This is a genomic window from Erysipelatoclostridium sp. AM42-17 (assembly GCF_003480255.1).
Lineage (GTDB): Bacteria > Bacillota_I > Bacilli_A > Erysipelotrichales > Coprobacillaceae > Faecalibacillus.
In genome coordinates, this window is record NZ_QUIN01000011.1 from 19,707 (window position 1) to 36,218 (window position 16,512).

13 protein-coding genes and 1 riboswitch are annotated in these 16,512 nt (G+C 30.8%); of the genes, 12 read left to right on the forward strand and 1 reads right to left on the reverse strand.

The genetic code is table 11. From position 1 onward, the window contains the following. Positions 1-38: 38 nt before the first annotated feature. Entirely contained in the window at positions 39-1,157 is a 1,119-nt protein-coding gene (locus tag DW911_RS05635) for an aldo/keto reductase (RefSeq protein ID WP_118607566.1), read from the forward strand. Positions 1,158-1,237: 80 nt separating this feature from the next. Beyond that, entirely contained in the window at positions 1,238-1,840 is a 603-nt protein-coding gene (fic, locus tag DW911_RS05640; protein WP_442896710.1) for a protein adenylyltransferase Fic, read from the forward strand. Between the two features lie 34 nt (positions 1,841-1,874). Here fic and DW911_RS05645 read toward each other — a convergent pair whose 3' ends face one another. After that, on the reverse strand, positions 1,875-2,513 hold the full coding sequence (locus DW911_RS05645; RefSeq protein ID WP_233541807.1) for a GDSL-type esterase/lipase family protein: 639 nt from the start codon (positions 2,511-2,513) through the stop codon (positions 1,875-1,877). Between the two features lie 90 nt (positions 2,514-2,603). Between DW911_RS05645 and DW911_RS05650 the strand changes: the two genes are divergently transcribed. The 10 genes from DW911_RS05650 (at position 2,604) to DW911_RS05695 (ending at position 16,358) form a co-directional block, all read left to right on the forward strand. Beyond that, positions 2,604-3,656, forward strand: a complete 1,053-nt coding sequence (locus DW911_RS05650) for a helix-turn-helix transcriptional regulator (protein ID WP_118607567.1) — start codon at positions 2,604-2,606, stop codon at positions 3,654-3,656. Positions 3,657-3,776: 120 nt separating this feature from the next. Then, positions 3,777-5,687, forward strand: coding sequence for an oxidoreductase (locus tag DW911_RS05655; RefSeq protein ID WP_118607568.1), 1,911 nt, complete (start codon positions 3,777-3,779; stop codon positions 5,685-5,687). A 4-nt stretch (positions 5,688-5,691) separates the two neighbouring features. After that, positions 5,692-7,671: a bilirubin reductase, long form gene (bilR, locus tag DW911_RS05660; protein ID WP_118607569.1), complete on the forward strand. Its 1,980-nt coding sequence runs from the start codon at positions 5,692-5,694 to the stop codon at positions 7,669-7,671. A gap of 116 nt (positions 7,672-7,787) precedes the next feature. Continuing rightward, positions 7,788-8,255, forward strand: a complete 468-nt coding sequence (gene tnpA, locus DW911_RS05665; RefSeq protein WP_118431404.1) for an IS200/IS605 family transposase — start codon at positions 7,788-7,790, stop codon at positions 8,253-8,255. A 156-nt stretch (positions 8,256-8,411) separates the two neighbouring features. Further along, complete coding sequence (locus DW911_RS05670; RefSeq protein WP_118431445.1) at positions 8,412-9,569, forward strand: MFS transporter; 1,158 nt, start codon at positions 8,412-8,414, stop codon at positions 9,567-9,569. Between the two features lie 65 nt (positions 9,570-9,634). Then, positions 9,635-11,431, forward strand: coding sequence for an acyltransferase family protein (locus DW911_RS05675; RefSeq protein WP_118431402.1), 1,797 nt, complete (start codon positions 9,635-9,637; stop codon positions 11,429-11,431). 88 nt (positions 11,432-11,519) lie between these two features. Continuing rightward, positions 11,520-13,370, forward strand: a complete 1,851-nt coding sequence (locus DW911_RS05680) for an acyltransferase family protein (protein ID WP_118607570.1) — start codon at positions 11,520-11,522, stop codon at positions 13,368-13,370. A 49-nt stretch (positions 13,371-13,419) separates the two neighbouring features. Then, positions 13,420-14,235 (forward strand): AraC family transcriptional regulator, encoded by an 816-nt coding sequence (locus DW911_RS05685; RefSeq protein WP_118607571.1) that lies wholly within the window; start codon positions 13,420-13,422, stop codon positions 14,233-14,235. A gap of 66 nt (positions 14,236-14,301) precedes the next feature. Continuing rightward, positions 14,302-15,966 carry a glycoside hydrolase family 13 protein gene (locus tag DW911_RS05690; protein WP_118431396.1) on the forward strand — a complete coding sequence of 555 codons (1,665 nt, stop codon included), beginning with the start codon at positions 14,302-14,304 and terminating at the stop codon, positions 15,964-15,966. Positions 15,967-16,019: 53 nt separating this feature from the next. Further along, positions 16,020-16,095: riboswitch (cyclic di-GMP riboswitch) on the forward strand. 56 nt (positions 16,096-16,151) lie between these two features. Next, the gene (locus DW911_RS05695; protein ID WP_118431394.1) at positions 16,152-16,358 is read left to right on the forward strand and encodes a hypothetical protein; all 207 of its coding nucleotides are present in this window, start codon (positions 16,152-16,154) and stop codon (positions 16,356-16,358) included. The last annotated feature ends 154 nt before the right edge of the window (positions 16,359-16,512 follow it).

Here is a 16,512-nt window from a genome sequence, read left to right on the forward strand (position 1 = left end):
TTAAAATAGAACTAGGTTAAATGTAGGAGGTTATCAAGATGGAATATAGTAAAATTGATAAATTAGGTGTTAGTCCTTCATTATTAGGGTTTGGCTGCATGCGTTTTCCTAAAAATGAAGATGGGACAATTGATGAAAAAGAAGCAGAAAGAATGATAGATCATGCGATGGAACAAGGTGTAACCTATATTGATACAGCTTATCCATATCATGATGGAGAAAGTGAACCCTTTGTAGGAAAAGTAATAAAAAAATTTAATAGAAAAGATTTTTATTTAGCGACGAAGCTACCGATGTTTCAAATAGATTCATTAGAACAAGCAAAAGAAATCTTTGAAAACCAAATGAAAAGATTAGATGTTGATTATGTAGATTTTTATTTATTACATGCTTTAAATAAAGATACATGGAAAAAAGTAGTAGCTTTAGGTATTCTTCCTTATTGTGAAGAACTTAAAAAACAAGGGAGAATTAAAAATCTAGGTTTTTCTTTTCATGATGATTATGAAGTCTTTGAAGAAATTCTTAATTATCGTGATTGGGATTTTTGTCAAATTCAGTTGAATTATATTGATACTGATATACAAGCGGGGATGAAAGGTTATAAACTTACAGAAGAAAAAAATGTACCATTAGTTATTATGGAACCAATTAAAGGTGGAGCTTTAGCTAGTTTATCAAATGATATTGCTCATGTCTTTACTGACTATAATCCTCATGCGAGTATTTCAAGTTGGGCATTACGTTTTGTAGCGTCATTACCTAATGTGAAAGTTGTTTTAAGTGGGATGTCTACTTATGAACAAGTAGAAGATAATTTAAAAACATTTAAAGATTTTAAACCACTAACAACAGAAGAATCTCAATTAGTAGATCAGGTAGCAAAAATGATTAAAGCAAGAACCAATAATGGTTGTACAGGATGTCGTTATTGTATGCCTTGTCCATTTGGTGTCGATATACCAGGTAACTTTAAGTTATGGAATGAATATGCTATGTTGTCTTTAAAAGATACAGCTATAAGACGTTATAAAAACTTAGAAAAAGGACAAGCTGAATATTGTAAGAAATGTGGTAAATGTGAAAAACTTTGTCCACAAGGAATTAAAATCAGAGAAGACTTACAACGTGTGATACATGATATTAATAATTTATAAATTTAAAGGTAAAAAAAATCTTACCTTTTTCTATAATGATTTATGGTATAATATGGTAACTAAAGAAATGAGGGATTATTATGTTGGATAATAAACTTGGAATTAATAATTCAACTGATCTTGCACGTGAAGAAGAAAGAATAAGTAAAAAAAAAGCAGTAGAATTATTTGAAAACAACATCTTAGATCAATTAGAATCAGGTAAGTTTTCTACATTACAAACAATTCATCAATATTTATTTGAAGATATCTATGAATTTGCCGGAAAACTAAGAGCTGTTAATATCGCTAAAGGTAACTTTCGTTTTGCACCTGTTATGTATCTTGAAGTAGCACTAAAGAATATTGATGATATGCCACAATCAAACTTTGATGAAATCATAGAAAAATATGTTGAAATGAATGTTGCCCATCCTTTTGGAGAGGGAAATGGCAGAAGTACACGTATTTGGTTAGATCATATTTTAAAAAATGAAATAGGAAAAGTGATTGATTGGAGTCAAGTAGATAAAGAAGATTATTTATTAGCTATGGAAAGAAGTCCTATAAAGGATATAGAAATTAAATATCTTTTAAAGAATGCTTTAACAGATGAAATTCATAGTAGAGAAGTATATATGAAAGGCATTGATCATAGTTATTACTATGAAGGATACATGACTTATAAAACAGAAGAATTATAGATAAAAGGTAAGAAATAATAAAATTTCTTACCTTTTATAATATATATTGTTTTAAACATTGAGTATACTGAAGATAACCATCATGATTGATATGTAAACCATCTTGATAGTAAGCTTCTATTGGTTCACCTTTTTTATTACATAATGAAGCATAGGCAGGAATAAAAGTAACATAATCATAAGGAATTGTCTTTTTATATTCCTTAAAGATCATCTTTAATAAATCATTACTTCTTAAAACACCGTCAGTATGTTTATAGTCATGTTTTGCTAGACATGGCAAAGGTGATACGACAAAAATCTGACATTCAGGTAAATTATAATGAACGGTTTCTACAAGTTCTTTGACATTGATTGCAATATCACGAGGTGATTGCATCACAGTTTTCCCTAAGTCATTTGTACCAATCATGTAAACTAATTGATTAGGCTGATATTTTAAGACACCCTCATCAATAAAATGAAGTAGCATAGTTGAAGTAATACCACCCATACCACAATTATACTTATTCTTTATTTCTGGAAAATAACGATCAATATCCATAAATTCAGTAAGAGAATCTCCAAAAAAGACCGTTCCTCCAGGAATAGATGTTTTGTTTTGTTGAATGATTTCGTTCATTCTTTGAATTGTCATTTCTCTTATTTGATAATAGTTTGTTAAAAATTTCATGTTTTCTCTCATTGTTTTTACCTCTTATCTTTATTATAAACACACTGATGAATAAGTGGTATAATAAAATATATGAAATGAGGTAAGATCATGCAAAATATGAACTATTATTATGACTTTTCCGGTCAGAAATTTGAATATCCTATCAGTTTAAGTATTAATCAATTTGATCGACATGTCTTTTCAAGACAATCTAGTTTAGAAATTTCTTATGTATTAAAAGGAAGCTATGAAGTAACGACAGAACATTCATCATCTATCATTCATGTTCATGAATTAGCCCTTATTGCGCCTTACGATATTCATATGATAAAACCATTACAACAAGACAGTATTATCCTTACAGTTCATTTAGATTTTTCTTATTTACCACATTATATGGTAGGAGATGTATCTCATAGTTTTACTTCTATTATTTGTAATCAAAAACAAAACAAAGTGATTCTTGAAAAGATTCAACAACAATTAGGCATTCTCTTTTTACAGATTATAAAAGGAACAAATAATCTTTATGAACTTAATCAGGTTTTAACCTCTTTAATTTATATTGCCAGTCATAATCAAAAGTTCGCACTTGAAGAATTACCCCTTTCATCTAAAAATCATGAAAACTATATGAAAGCCATACTATTCATTGATCAAAACTATCAACAAGATATCCATTTAGAAGATATAGCACAAAACTTATCATTTAGTATTTCTTATGCATCAAGATTATTTAAAAGATATACAGGTGTGAATTTTGTAAGATATCTTGCAATGGTAAGAATACGACATTCGTTAGAAGCCTTACTGGCTGGTAAAGATTCAATAGAGGAAATTGCTTTTGCATGTGGGATGAATAGTGCTAAAGCATATAGCCAGGCTTTTAAAGAACTTTATGGCATTACCCCAAGTTTTTATCGTAAACAATTTCAAAATAATTTAAAATACAATAAAGATCAACAAGTACAAAGTATGCAGTTAGATAAAAAACAAATTGAGCTTATTCAACATTTGATTGTTGATCAGCTCGTTTATCAAGATGAAAATATGATGATAACTAAACAAAATGATGAAATAACTTATGTGATAAAAGAAGTATCAAACAAACAAATTCATCAAGAAAATAATCAAATGGTGATTAAATCAAATAATTGCTGACAAGGACTAAATTTTGTCCTTGTTTTTATTTTTGCATGACAAAAAGAGGGAGTATTTATCTATTAATGATACCGTTTTCATATAACTGATATGATAAAATAAAGGAGTGGAGGAATGTGTATGAACAATTATGAACATTTATTTACACCTATTAAAATAGGTAATACAACAGTTAAAAATCGTATTTTTATGCCGCCTTTATCAACCAATTTAGCTGATAAAGGATATGTAACGGATGCTTTAGTCAAACATTATCAAGCCCGTGCCAAAGGAGGAGTAGGACTGATTGTAACAGAAGTTACCACAGTAGAACCTACTTATACATATTTACCTGGAGATATGTCAATTTATGATGATTCTTATATTCCAGGATGGAAAAAATTAGTAGATGCTGTACATCAATATGATACTAAAATCTTATCACAATTATTTCATCCTGCTTATATGGCTTTTCCTATTCCGGGAACACCTCAACTTATTGCCCCATCTAATGTAGGACCTTATTACGCCAAAAGTGCTCCAAGAGAAGTAACGAAAGAAGAACTAAAAGTCATTGTTAAACAATTTGGTGAGGCGGCCTTACGTTTTAAAAAAGCAGGGGGAGATGGTGTAGAAATTCAAGCTGCCCATGCTCATGGTTTACTAGGAGGATTTTTAACACCTTTATATAATAAAAGAACCGATGAATATGGTGGCGATATTCATGGAAGATTACGTTTAACTTTAGAAGTCATAGAAGAAGTAAGAAAACAATGTGGTCAAGATTTTATCATTGATGTGCGTATTTCTGGAGATGAATACAGTGATGGTGGACTTACTCTTAATGATATGATTTATGTTTCTAAACAGTTAGAAAAAGCTTCAGTAGATTTTATTCATGTATCAGGAGGAAACACCATTAAAAGAGGAAGTTCTATGCCTGCTAGTGGAACAGCACCAGCCCCACATATGCCTGCTAGTGAAGAAATTAAAAAACATGTTTCTATTCCAGTTACAACCGTTTCTCGTATCAATGAACCTTGGGTAGCGGATGAATTAATCGCAAATGGAAAATGTGATGCTTGTATGATTGGACGTCCTAATCTATGTGATAGTGAATTTGCGAATAAAGCAAAAGAAGGAAGAACTGATGAAATTAGACCTTGTATTGGTTGTGGTAGATGTTTAACAGGAATCATGTTTGGTAAACCCATTAGTTGTACAGTCAATCCTGCTGTAGAAAAAGAAGAAATTGACGAAGCGCCAGTTAAAAAGAAAGTTCTTGTTATTGGTGGTGGACCAGCTGGTATGGAAGCTGCTTATGTCGCTAAAAAACGTGGACATGAAGTTGTTTTATGTGAAAAAAGTGATCGTTTAGGTGGTCAATTAAATATTGCTTGTGTACCTATTGGTAAACAAGAAATTACTAAAGTTGTTAAATTTATGAAGAGTCAATTAAAAGGTGTAGATGTTCGTTTAAATACGACAGTAACACCAGAAATGATAGATAGTGAATTTAAAGATTATGAAATCATTACAACCGTAGGAGCTACACCTAAAGAAATTGAACCTTATAAAGTCTTTAAACAAACTATGACAGCGGATGATATTTTATCAGGAAAGAAATTCCCAGGTAGAAAGATTGTTATTATAGGTGGAGGTTCTGTTGGTTGTGAAACAGCAGATTACTTAGCACCATTAATTAATGATTTATTCCCTACAAATAGAGATATCACTTTAATTGAAATGACAAATGGTTTAATGGCGGGAGAATCTGGAGCAACAAAATCATTACTTACAAGAAGAATGATGGAAAAAGGAGTTAAAATTGAATTAAACTCTAAAGTGACATATGTAGATGAAAATATCATTAAATATGAAAAAAATAATCAAGAATATGTTTTAGATGATGTCGATACATTAGTGTTTGCTGTAGGTTATAATCCAATTGCGTTACCATTTGAAAATGCCCATTTAATTGGTGATTGTCAAAAAGTAGGAACACTTAAAGATGCTATTACAAATGCATATCATATAACAAAGGAGATTTAATGAAATGAAACTATTAGAACCAATCCAAGTAGGAAAGATGACATTAAAAAACAGAATTATGTTTCCACCTCTTACAACAGGTTATGAAGAAAGAGATGGATCTATTGGACAAAGAAGTTTAAGTTTTTATGAAAGATTAGCTAAAGGTGGTGTTTCTTATATTGTCATTGGAGATGTAGCCCCAGTACGTACTGCTTCACCAACTCCTAAACTTTATAGCGAAGAACAAATTCCTGCCTTTAAAAAACTAGCTGATACATTACATCAATATGATTGTAAAGTCGCTTTACAATTATTTCATCCAGAATATGATGTTCCTGGTGTAGGAAAAATGATTATGGATGCTGGTATTGCTCGTCAAAATGCGGCTAAAGCCAAAGCTGAAGGGGATGAAGCAAAAGCTACAGAACAAAACGAATTAGCACAAAAGATTACTAAAGATGCTTATGCTAAATTACATCATGATATGCAACACTTTGTTAGTGAAGCGACTCATGAACAATTAGCGCAAATTAAAGACAGTATCGCAAGTTGTGCGCATAAAGCAATGCTTGCGGGTATTGATGCTATTGAAGTTCATGGTGATAGACTACTAGGATCATTATGTTCAAAAGTACTTAATCATCGTTGTGATGAATATGGTGGAAGTTTTGAAAACAGAACACGTTATGCTTTAGAAGTTGTTGAGGCTATTAAAGAAGCTGCTCCAGATTTAACGATTGAATATAAATTACCAATTATCACTGTTAATCAAGATGGTTCTTTTAGAGGAAAAGGTGGCTTAGAAGCAGATGAAGGTGTAGCTTTTGCTAAGTTACTAGAAAAAGCTGGCGTAGATATGATTCAAGTAGCCCAAGCCAATCATACAGGCAATATGGGAGATACCATTCCTCCAATGGGTGATGTACCTTATAATTGGACTTTACCTATTGCTAGAAGAGTCAAAGATGCTGTTTCTATTCCGGTTGCGACAGTAGGAAGAGTAGTCACAGTAGAAGCTGGTGAAAAAATCTTAAATGATGGTGATGCTGATATGATCGGTTATGGTCGTTCTTTATTAACTGATCCTGATATTGCCTTAAAAGTAAAAAGAGGAGAATGTATTAGAGAATGTTTAAACTGCAACAAAGGTTGCGTTGATGCTATTCAAAATAGACAATACATTTCTTGTGTATTAAATGCTGAAAATGGTAATGAAGCAACAATTTCAATCAAACCAACAAATCATCCTAAAAAAGTAGTTGTCATTGGTGGAGGTATTGCTGGTTTAGAAGCCGCAAGAGTAGCAGCTATTAAAGGACATACAGTGACTTTATTTGAAAAAACGCATCATTTAGGTGGTCAAATTAATATTGCAGCAATGCCACCTAGAAAAAGTGAAATACTAAGAAGTGTAGAATACTATCAAAAAATCTTACCAACATTAAATGTTGATATTCATTTAAATGAAGAAGTAAAAGATTTCAATCATTATGATTATGCGATTATCGCGATTGGAGCACATAATATGGAAATGCCAATTCCTCATGATGAGAGTCATATTGTTTCAAGCTGGGATGTTTTAGCTGGTCAAGAAGTCCAAGGTGATTGTGTTGTCATTGGTGGAGGTCTTGTAGGTGCTGAAACAGCAGAATATTTAGCTAACAAAGGACATCATGTCACAATTGTAGAAATGATGGATAAGATTGCTTCTGGTGAATCAACAACTGTTTTACCATTAATGATGAAAGATTTTGCAGAACACAACGTAAAACAATTAGTGAACACTAAAGTTGACCATATTGAAAACAATATTGTTTATACAGAAAATGAACAAATTAAAGCTGATACAATTATTAATGCATTAGGATCAAAGAAAAATATCTTTGATGAATCAACAATAATAATTCCTTTTGTAAATGCCGGTGATTGTTCAGGAGAGAAAACAGCAGATATTGCTAGTGCTATTAGAAGTGGATATCAAGCCGCAAACAATATTGAATAATAATTGTACCCTACAGGATAGACTGTAGGGTATTTTTGTCTTACAATAAAACCCCCAGCTAGGCTGGGGGTCAGTGAAAACTTTAGTGGAGTGATAATGAACACGGAGGGAATCATATGAACAAACAATATTTAGATGACTTACACAGTTTATCACACACAAAATGGAACTGCAAATATCATGTGGTATTTGCACTAAAGTATAGAAGAAAAGCGTTTTATGATGCAAGAAGAGTAGAAATAGGATCAATATTGAGACAACTATGTGAATGGAAAGGAATAAACATAATAGAAGCAGAAGTATGTATAGGTCATGTACATATGTTAATAGAGATACCACCCAAATATAGTGTATCAGGCATAATGGGATTTTTAAAAGGAAAAAGCTCACAAATGATATATGAAAGATGGGCAAATGCGAGATATAAATATCGACATAGATCATTCTGGTGTAGAGGATACTATGTAGATACAGTAGGAAAAAATACAAAGAAAATAAAAGAATATATAGCAAATCAATTAAAAGAAGATAAAGAATCAGAACAATTAACATTGGATTTAGAAAATCCATTTAAAGGAAAGTAGAGAAATGCACGGGGTAGCCGTAGGCTGAGAAAATGTCTTAAGACATAGCTCTAGGAGCAGGGCTATGCCCGAAACAGAAAACCACCGGCTAAGCCGGTGAATAATTATTATTTGCTATTTTAATTGAATTCAACTATATTAAATGAGGTTTATATGATGGAAAGAGGAAAGATCATGAAATTAGAAAAGAAAAATATATTATTTATTGCTGTCATCTTTTTTTGGTTTGGTCAATATGTTTATATACCTTATCAAACACCATATTTAACACTCATTCATACAAGTGCATCTTTTATTGGTTTGATTGTAGGAACTTATGGAATCTCACAAATGGTATTAAGATTGCCAGTAGGATTATTAGCAGATTATAAAAATAAACATAAAGTTATTATGATGATCGGGTCTTTATCATCAGGAATGGCGTCACTATTTAGAATTATCTTTAATAATGGGATTGGTTTTTTAATTGGTAATTTATTTTCAGGACTAGCTAGTGCAATGTGGATATCCTTTATGGTTATGTATATGAGTTTTTATGATCAAGATCATCAAGCTAAGGCGACAAGTTCAATTGTTGTCGCTAATAATTTAGGTATGCTTATTGGTTTTATAACAAGTACACTTTTATATGACGTTGTAGGAATGACATTTATTTGTATGTTAAGTGTACTATCAGGTTTAATCAGTGCTTTCTTTATCTTTCTTCTACCAAAAGAAGAGGCGCAGCCTACTACAAAAACGATACCTTCACTACTCAAAATATGTTTACAAAAAAATCTTATTGTATACTCACTTCTTGCCCTAGTTCAACAAGGCGTGCAAATGACAACAACAATGTCCTTTACAAATCAAATTATTAAAAATTTAGGGGCAACATCTTTACAAATAGGTCTTTCTTCTATTATTTATATGTTATCAGCGGTATGCTTTGCAAAAATGGCCTCAAGTAAGTTATGTATGTCATTATCAACAGGGAAATGGATTACGATCACTTTCTTTACAACAGCAATCTATTGTATTCTTGTTCCCCAATGTTCATCATTGTATCTTCTTTACATATTACAAATTTTACCGGGTATGGCTACTGGGATTTTATTTTCTTATCTAACAAGTGAGGCCATGAAATATGTTCCTCAAGAATGTAAATCAACAGCTATGGGATTCTTTCAAGCTGTTTATGCTTTGGGAATGACATTATTTCCAATTATATGTGGTCATATTGTCAGTGTATCATCCATGCTTTATGCATATTTATTTTTGGCTTGTATTTGTATCATTGCCGGATTATTATCGGCTATCTATTGCAAATCATGACGAAATAGGTATCTATTTATCGATATAATTGATATAATGTCCATGCTTATTTATGGGAGGGAAATATGAAGAACTTACAGGAAAAATATATAGCCGGACTAGATGGTTTACGTGCTGTAGCTGTCTTGATGGTTATTGGTTATCATTTAAAACTGCCTATTTTTAAAGGTGGAGTTTTAGGAGTGACAATCTTTTTTGTCATATCAGGATTTTTAATTACCAGATTACTACTACAAGAATTACAAAAAACAAATAAAATAGATTTAAAGAATTTTTGGATAAAAAGAATTAAACGTATTTGGCCAGCCCTTATTTTAATGGTTTCTGTAACAGTCATTGTCTGTGCTTTATTTAATCGTTTATTACTATCTAAGGCCAGCCAAGATTATATTTCAGTATTACTAGGATATAATAACTGGTATCAGATATTTAATAATATTTCATATTTTGATAATGGGGGTGCTCCATCACCATTATTACATTGTTGGTCATTAGCGATAGAGACCCAATTCTATCTTATTTTCCCATTGATTATCATTATCATCGCAAAGCTTAAATCAACAAAGAAAGAACGTTATCAAGTCCTTTCTATTATTACAACAGTATTGATTATTGTTTCTTCATTATTAATGATGATTTTATTTAATCCAAATGGAGATCCAAGTCGTGTCTATTATGGATTAGATACAAGATGCTTTTCATTATTAGTAGGAGCGTTACTCGCTATCATTGTAGAAAGTGATATCAAGATAGGTCTAACAAAACCAGCAAATGATATTATTGGAATCATTTCATTAATATGTGTTTGTATAATTGTAACAAAAGTGGCCGGATATGATGCATTTCTATATAAGGGAGGATATCTTCTAACTTCTATTCTTACAGCATTTGTGATCTTATCGATCTTAAGAAAACAAAGTATGCTATCTAAGTTTTTATCAATACCGGTTATTGATTGGTTAGGAAAACTATCATATAGTATCTACTTATGGCATTATCCAATTATTATTTTAATAAGTGGGGGAAAAACTTCATCATGGTACATCATGTTAATTGAAGTTATTTTAACCCTTGTACTAGCGAGTGCATCATATTATTTAGTAGAAACACCAATAAGAAGAGGTATCTTATCTAAGACAGTAAAGATGTTGAAAGACAAGATTCAAAAAGATCAAAGAGTCATCAAAAAAGGAATCACGATTGCCTCAGTTTGTCTAGCATTACTTATAACAAGTAGTCTATGTGTAGCTTTTGTTCCTAAAGAAACTATGTCAAAACAGATTACCCAAACAACAAAAACTCAACCTAAAAAGAAACAAACACCAGCACCTCAACAAAGTCAACCAACATTATCACAAGAAGAAGTATGTAGTAAGCTTAATATCTTTGTCATTGGTGATTCAGTGGCTTTGGGTGCTTCATCAAAATTACAAGAAACATTCCCTCAAGGAAAAATAGACGCCAAAGTATCTAGACATTGTTCAGATAGTGTAGATATTTTACAAGCAGCACTGAATTCAGGATGGAACGGTGATGGACTTATTTTCTCTCTTGGTACCAATGGTCCTGTATACGACTTTATGCCTAAAGTACGCAGTATGTTAGATGCCAACAAACCAATGTTTGTCTTATCTGTTCATGCACCTTATCAATCATGGAGTGATGATAACAACGCAAAAATCAAACAATTTGTTGATGAAAATGATAATGTTTATTTAATTGATTGGGCAAGTTATAGTGAAGGACATCCAGATTGGTTTGTAAAAGATGAAACGCATTTAACGGATACAGGGATAGATGCTTTTAATAATTGTATAAAAGAAAAAGTATTTTCAGTATTTAAAGATAAAAAGGTGAATTAATCACCTTTTTTTGTATAATTTGATAAAATTTGTATTTTTATAATTCATATTTTTGTTATAATGTCCATGCTTATTATGGGAGGGAAATATGAAGAATTTACAGGAAAAATATATAGCCGGACTAGATGGATTACGGGCTGTGGCTGTCTTGATGGTTATTGGTTATCATTTAAAACTGCCTATTTTTAAGGGTGGGGTCTTAGGAGTGACAATCTTTTTTGTCATATCAGGATTTTTAATTACCAGATTATTACTACAAGAATTACAAAAAACAAATAAAATAGATTTAAAGAATTTTTGGATAAAAAGAATTAAACGTATTTGGCCAGCCCTTATTTTAATGGTGTCAGTGACAGTTATTTTAAGTGCTATTTTTAATCGTTTAGTTTTTACGAAAGCTTGTCGAGATTTTATATCTGCTTTACTAGGATATAATAACTGGTATCAGATATTTAATAATATTTCATATTTTGATAATGGGGGTGCTCCATCACCATTATTACATTGTTGGTCATTAGCGATAGAAACCCAATTCTATCTTATTTTCCCATTGATTATCATTATTATCGCAAAGTTTAAATCAACAAAGAAAGAACGTCATCAAGTTCTTTCTGTTATCACAACATTACTTATTATTATTTCTGCAATCTTAATGGCTGTCTTGTTTAATCCAAATGGAGATCCAAGTCGTGTTTATTATGGATTAGATACAAGATGTTTTTCATTATTAGTAGGAGCGTTACTCGCTATCATTGTAGAAAGTGATATCAAGATAGGTTTAACTAAACCAGCAAATGATATTATTGGAATCATTTCATTAGTATGTGTATGTATAATTGTAACAAAAGTAGCCGGATATGATGCTTTTCTATATAAGGGAGGATATCTTCTAACTTCTATTCTTACAGCATTTGTGATCTTATCGATCTTAAGAAAACAAAGTATGCTATCTAAGTTTTTATCAATACCGGTTATTGATTGGTTAGGAAAACTATCATATAGTATCTACTTATGGCATTATCCGATTATTATTTTAATTAGTGGCGGACAAAGTGCTTCTCTTTCAATTATGTTATTAGAAGTTACTTTGACATTAGTGGCTTCAGTATTATCATATTATTTAGTAGAAACACCAATAAGAAGAGGTATCTTATCTAAGACAATAAAGATGTTAAAAGACAAGATTCAAAAAGATCAAAGGGTCATCAAAAAAGGAATCACGATTGCCTCTGTTTGTTTAGCGTTAGTTGTTACGAGTACGTTATGTGTAGCCTTTGTTCCTAAAGAAAATATGTCAGATGATATCGTTCAAGAATCATCAAACAAAGTCGTAAAGAAAGACATCAAGAAACCTGAAACAACACCATCTACAACCAATAGTCAAGATAGTCAATATGTAGATTTATCTAATGGTCAAGAAATTATCAATAACTTAGATGTTTTTGTTATTGGTGATTCGATTGTAAGTGGATCTTTTGCTAAGTTCCAAGAGACATTCCCTCATTTAAAACTAAGTAGTAAAGAATCAAGACAAGCTAATTTAAGTATTCCTATTTTAACTTCAGCATTAAATGAAGAAGGATGGAATGGGGATAGTTTAATCTTTGCTTTAGGAACAAATGGTCCATTATATGACTATTTACCTAAAGTAAGAGAACTCTTACCACAAGATAAAACGATGTTTGTTATTTCTTTACATGCACCTTATACTCAGTGGCAAGATGATAATAATCAAAAAATAGAAGAATTCTGTAAAAATACAGATAATGTTTATTTGATTGATTGGGCTCAATATTGTAAAGGACATAATGATTGGTTTGAAAAAGATCAAACTCATCCTAATAAACTTGGGGGAACTGAACAATTCTTAAATTGTATTAAAGAAAGTATTATTAAAGCATATCAAAAAGATAAAATTAAACTCACTAAAAAATCATAAGAGGTTTCAAATAACCTCTTATTTTATATAATGAGATAGAGGTAACAATATGAATTACGAATTAGAAGTTGTTGATACAAAAGAATATGAAAGTGCTAAAATATATCATCTTTATTTACCGCATTATCATTATATGAAACAACACTTTCATCATAATGTAGAATTAGTCTATTTAATACAAGGAAGCTTTATGGGTTATATAAATGGTAAGGCTTATCATGTGTGTGAAAATGAACTCTTTTTAGTCAATACAAATGAAATTCATTACTTTGAGATGCTGGAAGATTGTCAAATGATCACAATCCTTATCTCTTATGATGCTTTAAAACAATATGAACCTCAAATAGATAACTATTATTTTGATATTCACTTATCTTTAGATAGACAACAAGAATTAAAAGAAATAATTCAGACTATGGATCAATATCGTAAAAGTCAAGATCACTATAAATATCTTAAAGTTATTGAATACTTACATCGTATTTATTATCTATTATTAACTGATTATAAAATAAAAAGAACAACCCCTTTATTAACTAATACGCATCGTATTCAAAATATCTTAGAATACATCGAATTACATTACGGGCAATCATTAAGTATTTCATTATTAGCCCAAGAATTTCATTATTCACCTAACTATTTATGTCGTTATTTTAAAAAGATGTGTGGCATGACTGTTTTACAATATATTAAAACGGTTCAACTTAATCATGCTTATATTGATGTGTGTAGCACAGATTTATCTATTGCGACTATTAGTCATCGTCATGGTTTTGTTGACAGTAAATCATTTATCAAAGCTTTTAAACAAAAATATGGAAAAACACCGGGAACTTATCGAAAGGATAATAAATGCCTATAAGATAGGTCCTTTTTGGGTATAAAAGATAAAATAAAAAGATAAAATGTTAGATGAAAGAGGTGGAATATGAAAACATGGTGGAAAGAGAGCGTTATTTATCAAATTTATCCTAAAAGCTTCTATGATAGTAATGGGGATGGAATTGGTGATTTAAAAGGAATTATATTAAAGTTAGATTATTTAAAAGAATTAGGAATAGATATTATTTGGTTATCACCTGTCTATGCTTCACCACAAGTTGATAATGGTTATGATATTAGTGATTATCAGGCAATCTCTAAAGAATATGGAACAATGGAAGATTTTGATTGTTTATTAAAAGAAGCACATCAAAGAGGAATCAAGGTTGTGATGGATTTAGTTGTTAATCATACCTCCAATCAACATCCTTGGTTTATTGAAAGCAGAAAAAGCAAAGATAATCCTTATCGTGATTACTATATTTGGAAAGAAGGCAAGAATCATCAAGCACCTAATAACTGGGAATCAGTCTTTTCCGGTTCTTCGTGGCAATACGATAAGCAAACGGATATGTATTACTTGCATCTTTATTCTGATAAACAACCGGATTTAAATTGGGAAAATGAAGATGTAAGAAATGATATTTATAAGATGATGAGATGGTGGTTAGATAAAGGTATTGATGGTTTTAGAATGGATGTCATTAATAAATTAAGTAAAGTACAAACATTCCAAGATGTTTTTCCACAAACTAAAAAATATATGAGACCATCAAAATATGTCAGTAATGGACCAAGAATTCATGAATTCTTAAAAGAGATGAATCAAAAAGCATTATCTCATTATGATGTCATGACAGTTGGGGAAATTACTTCGTGTACTATTGAACAAGCTAAACAATATACAGGAGAAAATGAGCATGAATTAAGCATGTTATTTCAATTTGAACATACTGATGTTGATGCGGGTCCTTATGGTAAATGGACACCGGTTCCTTTAGATTTAGTAAAACTAAAGAAGATTCTTACAAAATGGCAATATGGTTTACAAGAAGAAGGATGGAATAGTTTATTTTGGGATAATCATGATCAACCTAGAGTCTTATCAAGATTTGGTAATTTAGATTATATGCAAGACTCAGCTAAAATGTTAGCTACGACTTTACACTTTTTAAAAGGGACACCTTATATTTATCAAGGTGAAGAAATAGGCATGACAAATTATCCTTTTACCTCTTTAGATGAAGTCAGAGATGTTGAAGTATTCAATGCTTACCAAGATTTAGTTAAAGATAAAAAAGCATTAACGCATGAACAAATGATGAAAGGAATCTGTGCAAGTAGTCGTGATAACGCAAGAACACCAATGCAATGGAATAATGAAAACAATGCTGGTTTTACAACCGGTAATCCCTGGATCAATGTTAATCCAAACTATAAAACCATTAATGTTCACCAACAATTATTAGATCCTAATTCTATCTTTCATTATTATCAAAAATTAATTCAGTTAAGACATCAAATGCCAATCATTGTTTATGGTACATATGAATTATTAGAAGAAAATCATCCTGATTTATATATTTATACCAGAACATATCAAGATGAAAAATTATTAGTTATTAATAATTTTTCTAGTCATGAATATGACTATGAATTAAAAGAATTTAGGTATAGTCAGTTATTAATTTCTAATGATCAATGTGATAAAATACACGATATTTTACATATCAAACCTTATGGCTGTTACGCCTTGTTACAAAAGATGTAACATATCTCTTAAAAATTGTTTATTTTTTAAAACATATCATTATATTTAAAGTTGTAATAGATAGGCAAAACTATTGAAAAATAGTGACGCAAAGCTATAGGGGCTTTAAACTGCCAGCCAGCTGCACTCAGTTCATTTGATTGCATTTGGCTTTTATTTTACATAAATGATGGAAGAGGATATCTATGAAGAAAAGATGTAAATTTATATTATGCTTCATGGTTTGTTTAAGCATGTTAATGGGTATGTTACCTACAACAGCTTATGCAGATAATTCAGCAGTTGTGATTTCATCTGCGCAATTACTAGAAAATAACGGATCAGTATATGGAAATGGTATCCTTACTGGTACAACAGATAATGGTACTGAAGAAATGGATGATAAATGTTAGAATAGAGCTGATGATACTAATCGAGGGTATGATAACTCGAATGCAAATGATATTGTTCGTTCATTTGATGTCATTACTTATAATATTAATACAGGAGTAAATAACTTAGGTGGAAAAGCACATAAAATAGGATTTATTGTTGAGATACCTAATG

Excerpts from the sequence above, each read along its gene's own strand:
- DW911_RS05635 (WP_118607566.1), top strand. The coding sequence starts at position 39 with ATGGAATATAGTAAAATTGATAAATTAGGTGTTAGTCCTTCATTATTA.
- fic (WP_442896710.1), top strand. The coding sequence starts at position 1,238 with ATGTTGGATAATAAACTTGGAATTAATAATTCAACTGATCTTGCACGT.
- DW911_RS05645 (WP_233541807.1), bottom strand. The coding sequence starts at position 2,513 with ATGAAATTTTTAACAAACTATTATCAAATAAGAGAAATGACAATTCAA.
- DW911_RS05650 (WP_118607567.1), top strand. The coding sequence starts at position 2,604 with ATGCAAAATATGAACTATTATTATGACTTTTCCGGTCAGAAATTTGAA.
- DW911_RS05655 (WP_118607568.1), top strand. The coding sequence starts at position 3,777 with ATGAACAATTATGAACATTTATTTACACCTATTAAAATAGGTAATACA.
- bilR (WP_118607569.1), top strand. The coding sequence starts at position 5,692 with ATGAAACTATTAGAACCAATCCAAGTAGGAAAGATGACATTAAAAAAC.
- tnpA (WP_118431404.1), top strand. The coding sequence starts at position 7,788 with ATGAACAAACAATATTTAGATGACTTACACAGTTTATCACACACAAAA.
- DW911_RS05670 (WP_118431445.1), top strand. The coding sequence starts at position 8,412 with ATGGAAAGAGGAAAGATCATGAAATTAGAAAAGAAAAATATATTATTT.
- DW911_RS05675 (WP_118431402.1), top strand. The coding sequence starts at position 9,635 with ATGAAGAACTTACAGGAAAAATATATAGCCGGACTAGATGGTTTACGT.
- DW911_RS05680 (WP_118607570.1), top strand. The coding sequence starts at position 11,520 with ATGAAGAATTTACAGGAAAAATATATAGCCGGACTAGATGGATTACGG.
- DW911_RS05685 (WP_118607571.1), top strand. The coding sequence starts at position 13,420 with ATGAATTACGAATTAGAAGTTGTTGATACAAAAGAATATGAAAGTGCT.
- DW911_RS05690 (WP_118431396.1), top strand. The coding sequence starts at position 14,302 with ATGAAAACATGGTGGAAAGAGAGCGTTATTTATCAAATTTATCCTAAA.
- DW911_RS05695 (WP_118431394.1), top strand. The coding sequence starts at position 16,152 with ATGAAGAAAAGATGTAAATTTATATTATGCTTCATGGTTTGTTTAAGC.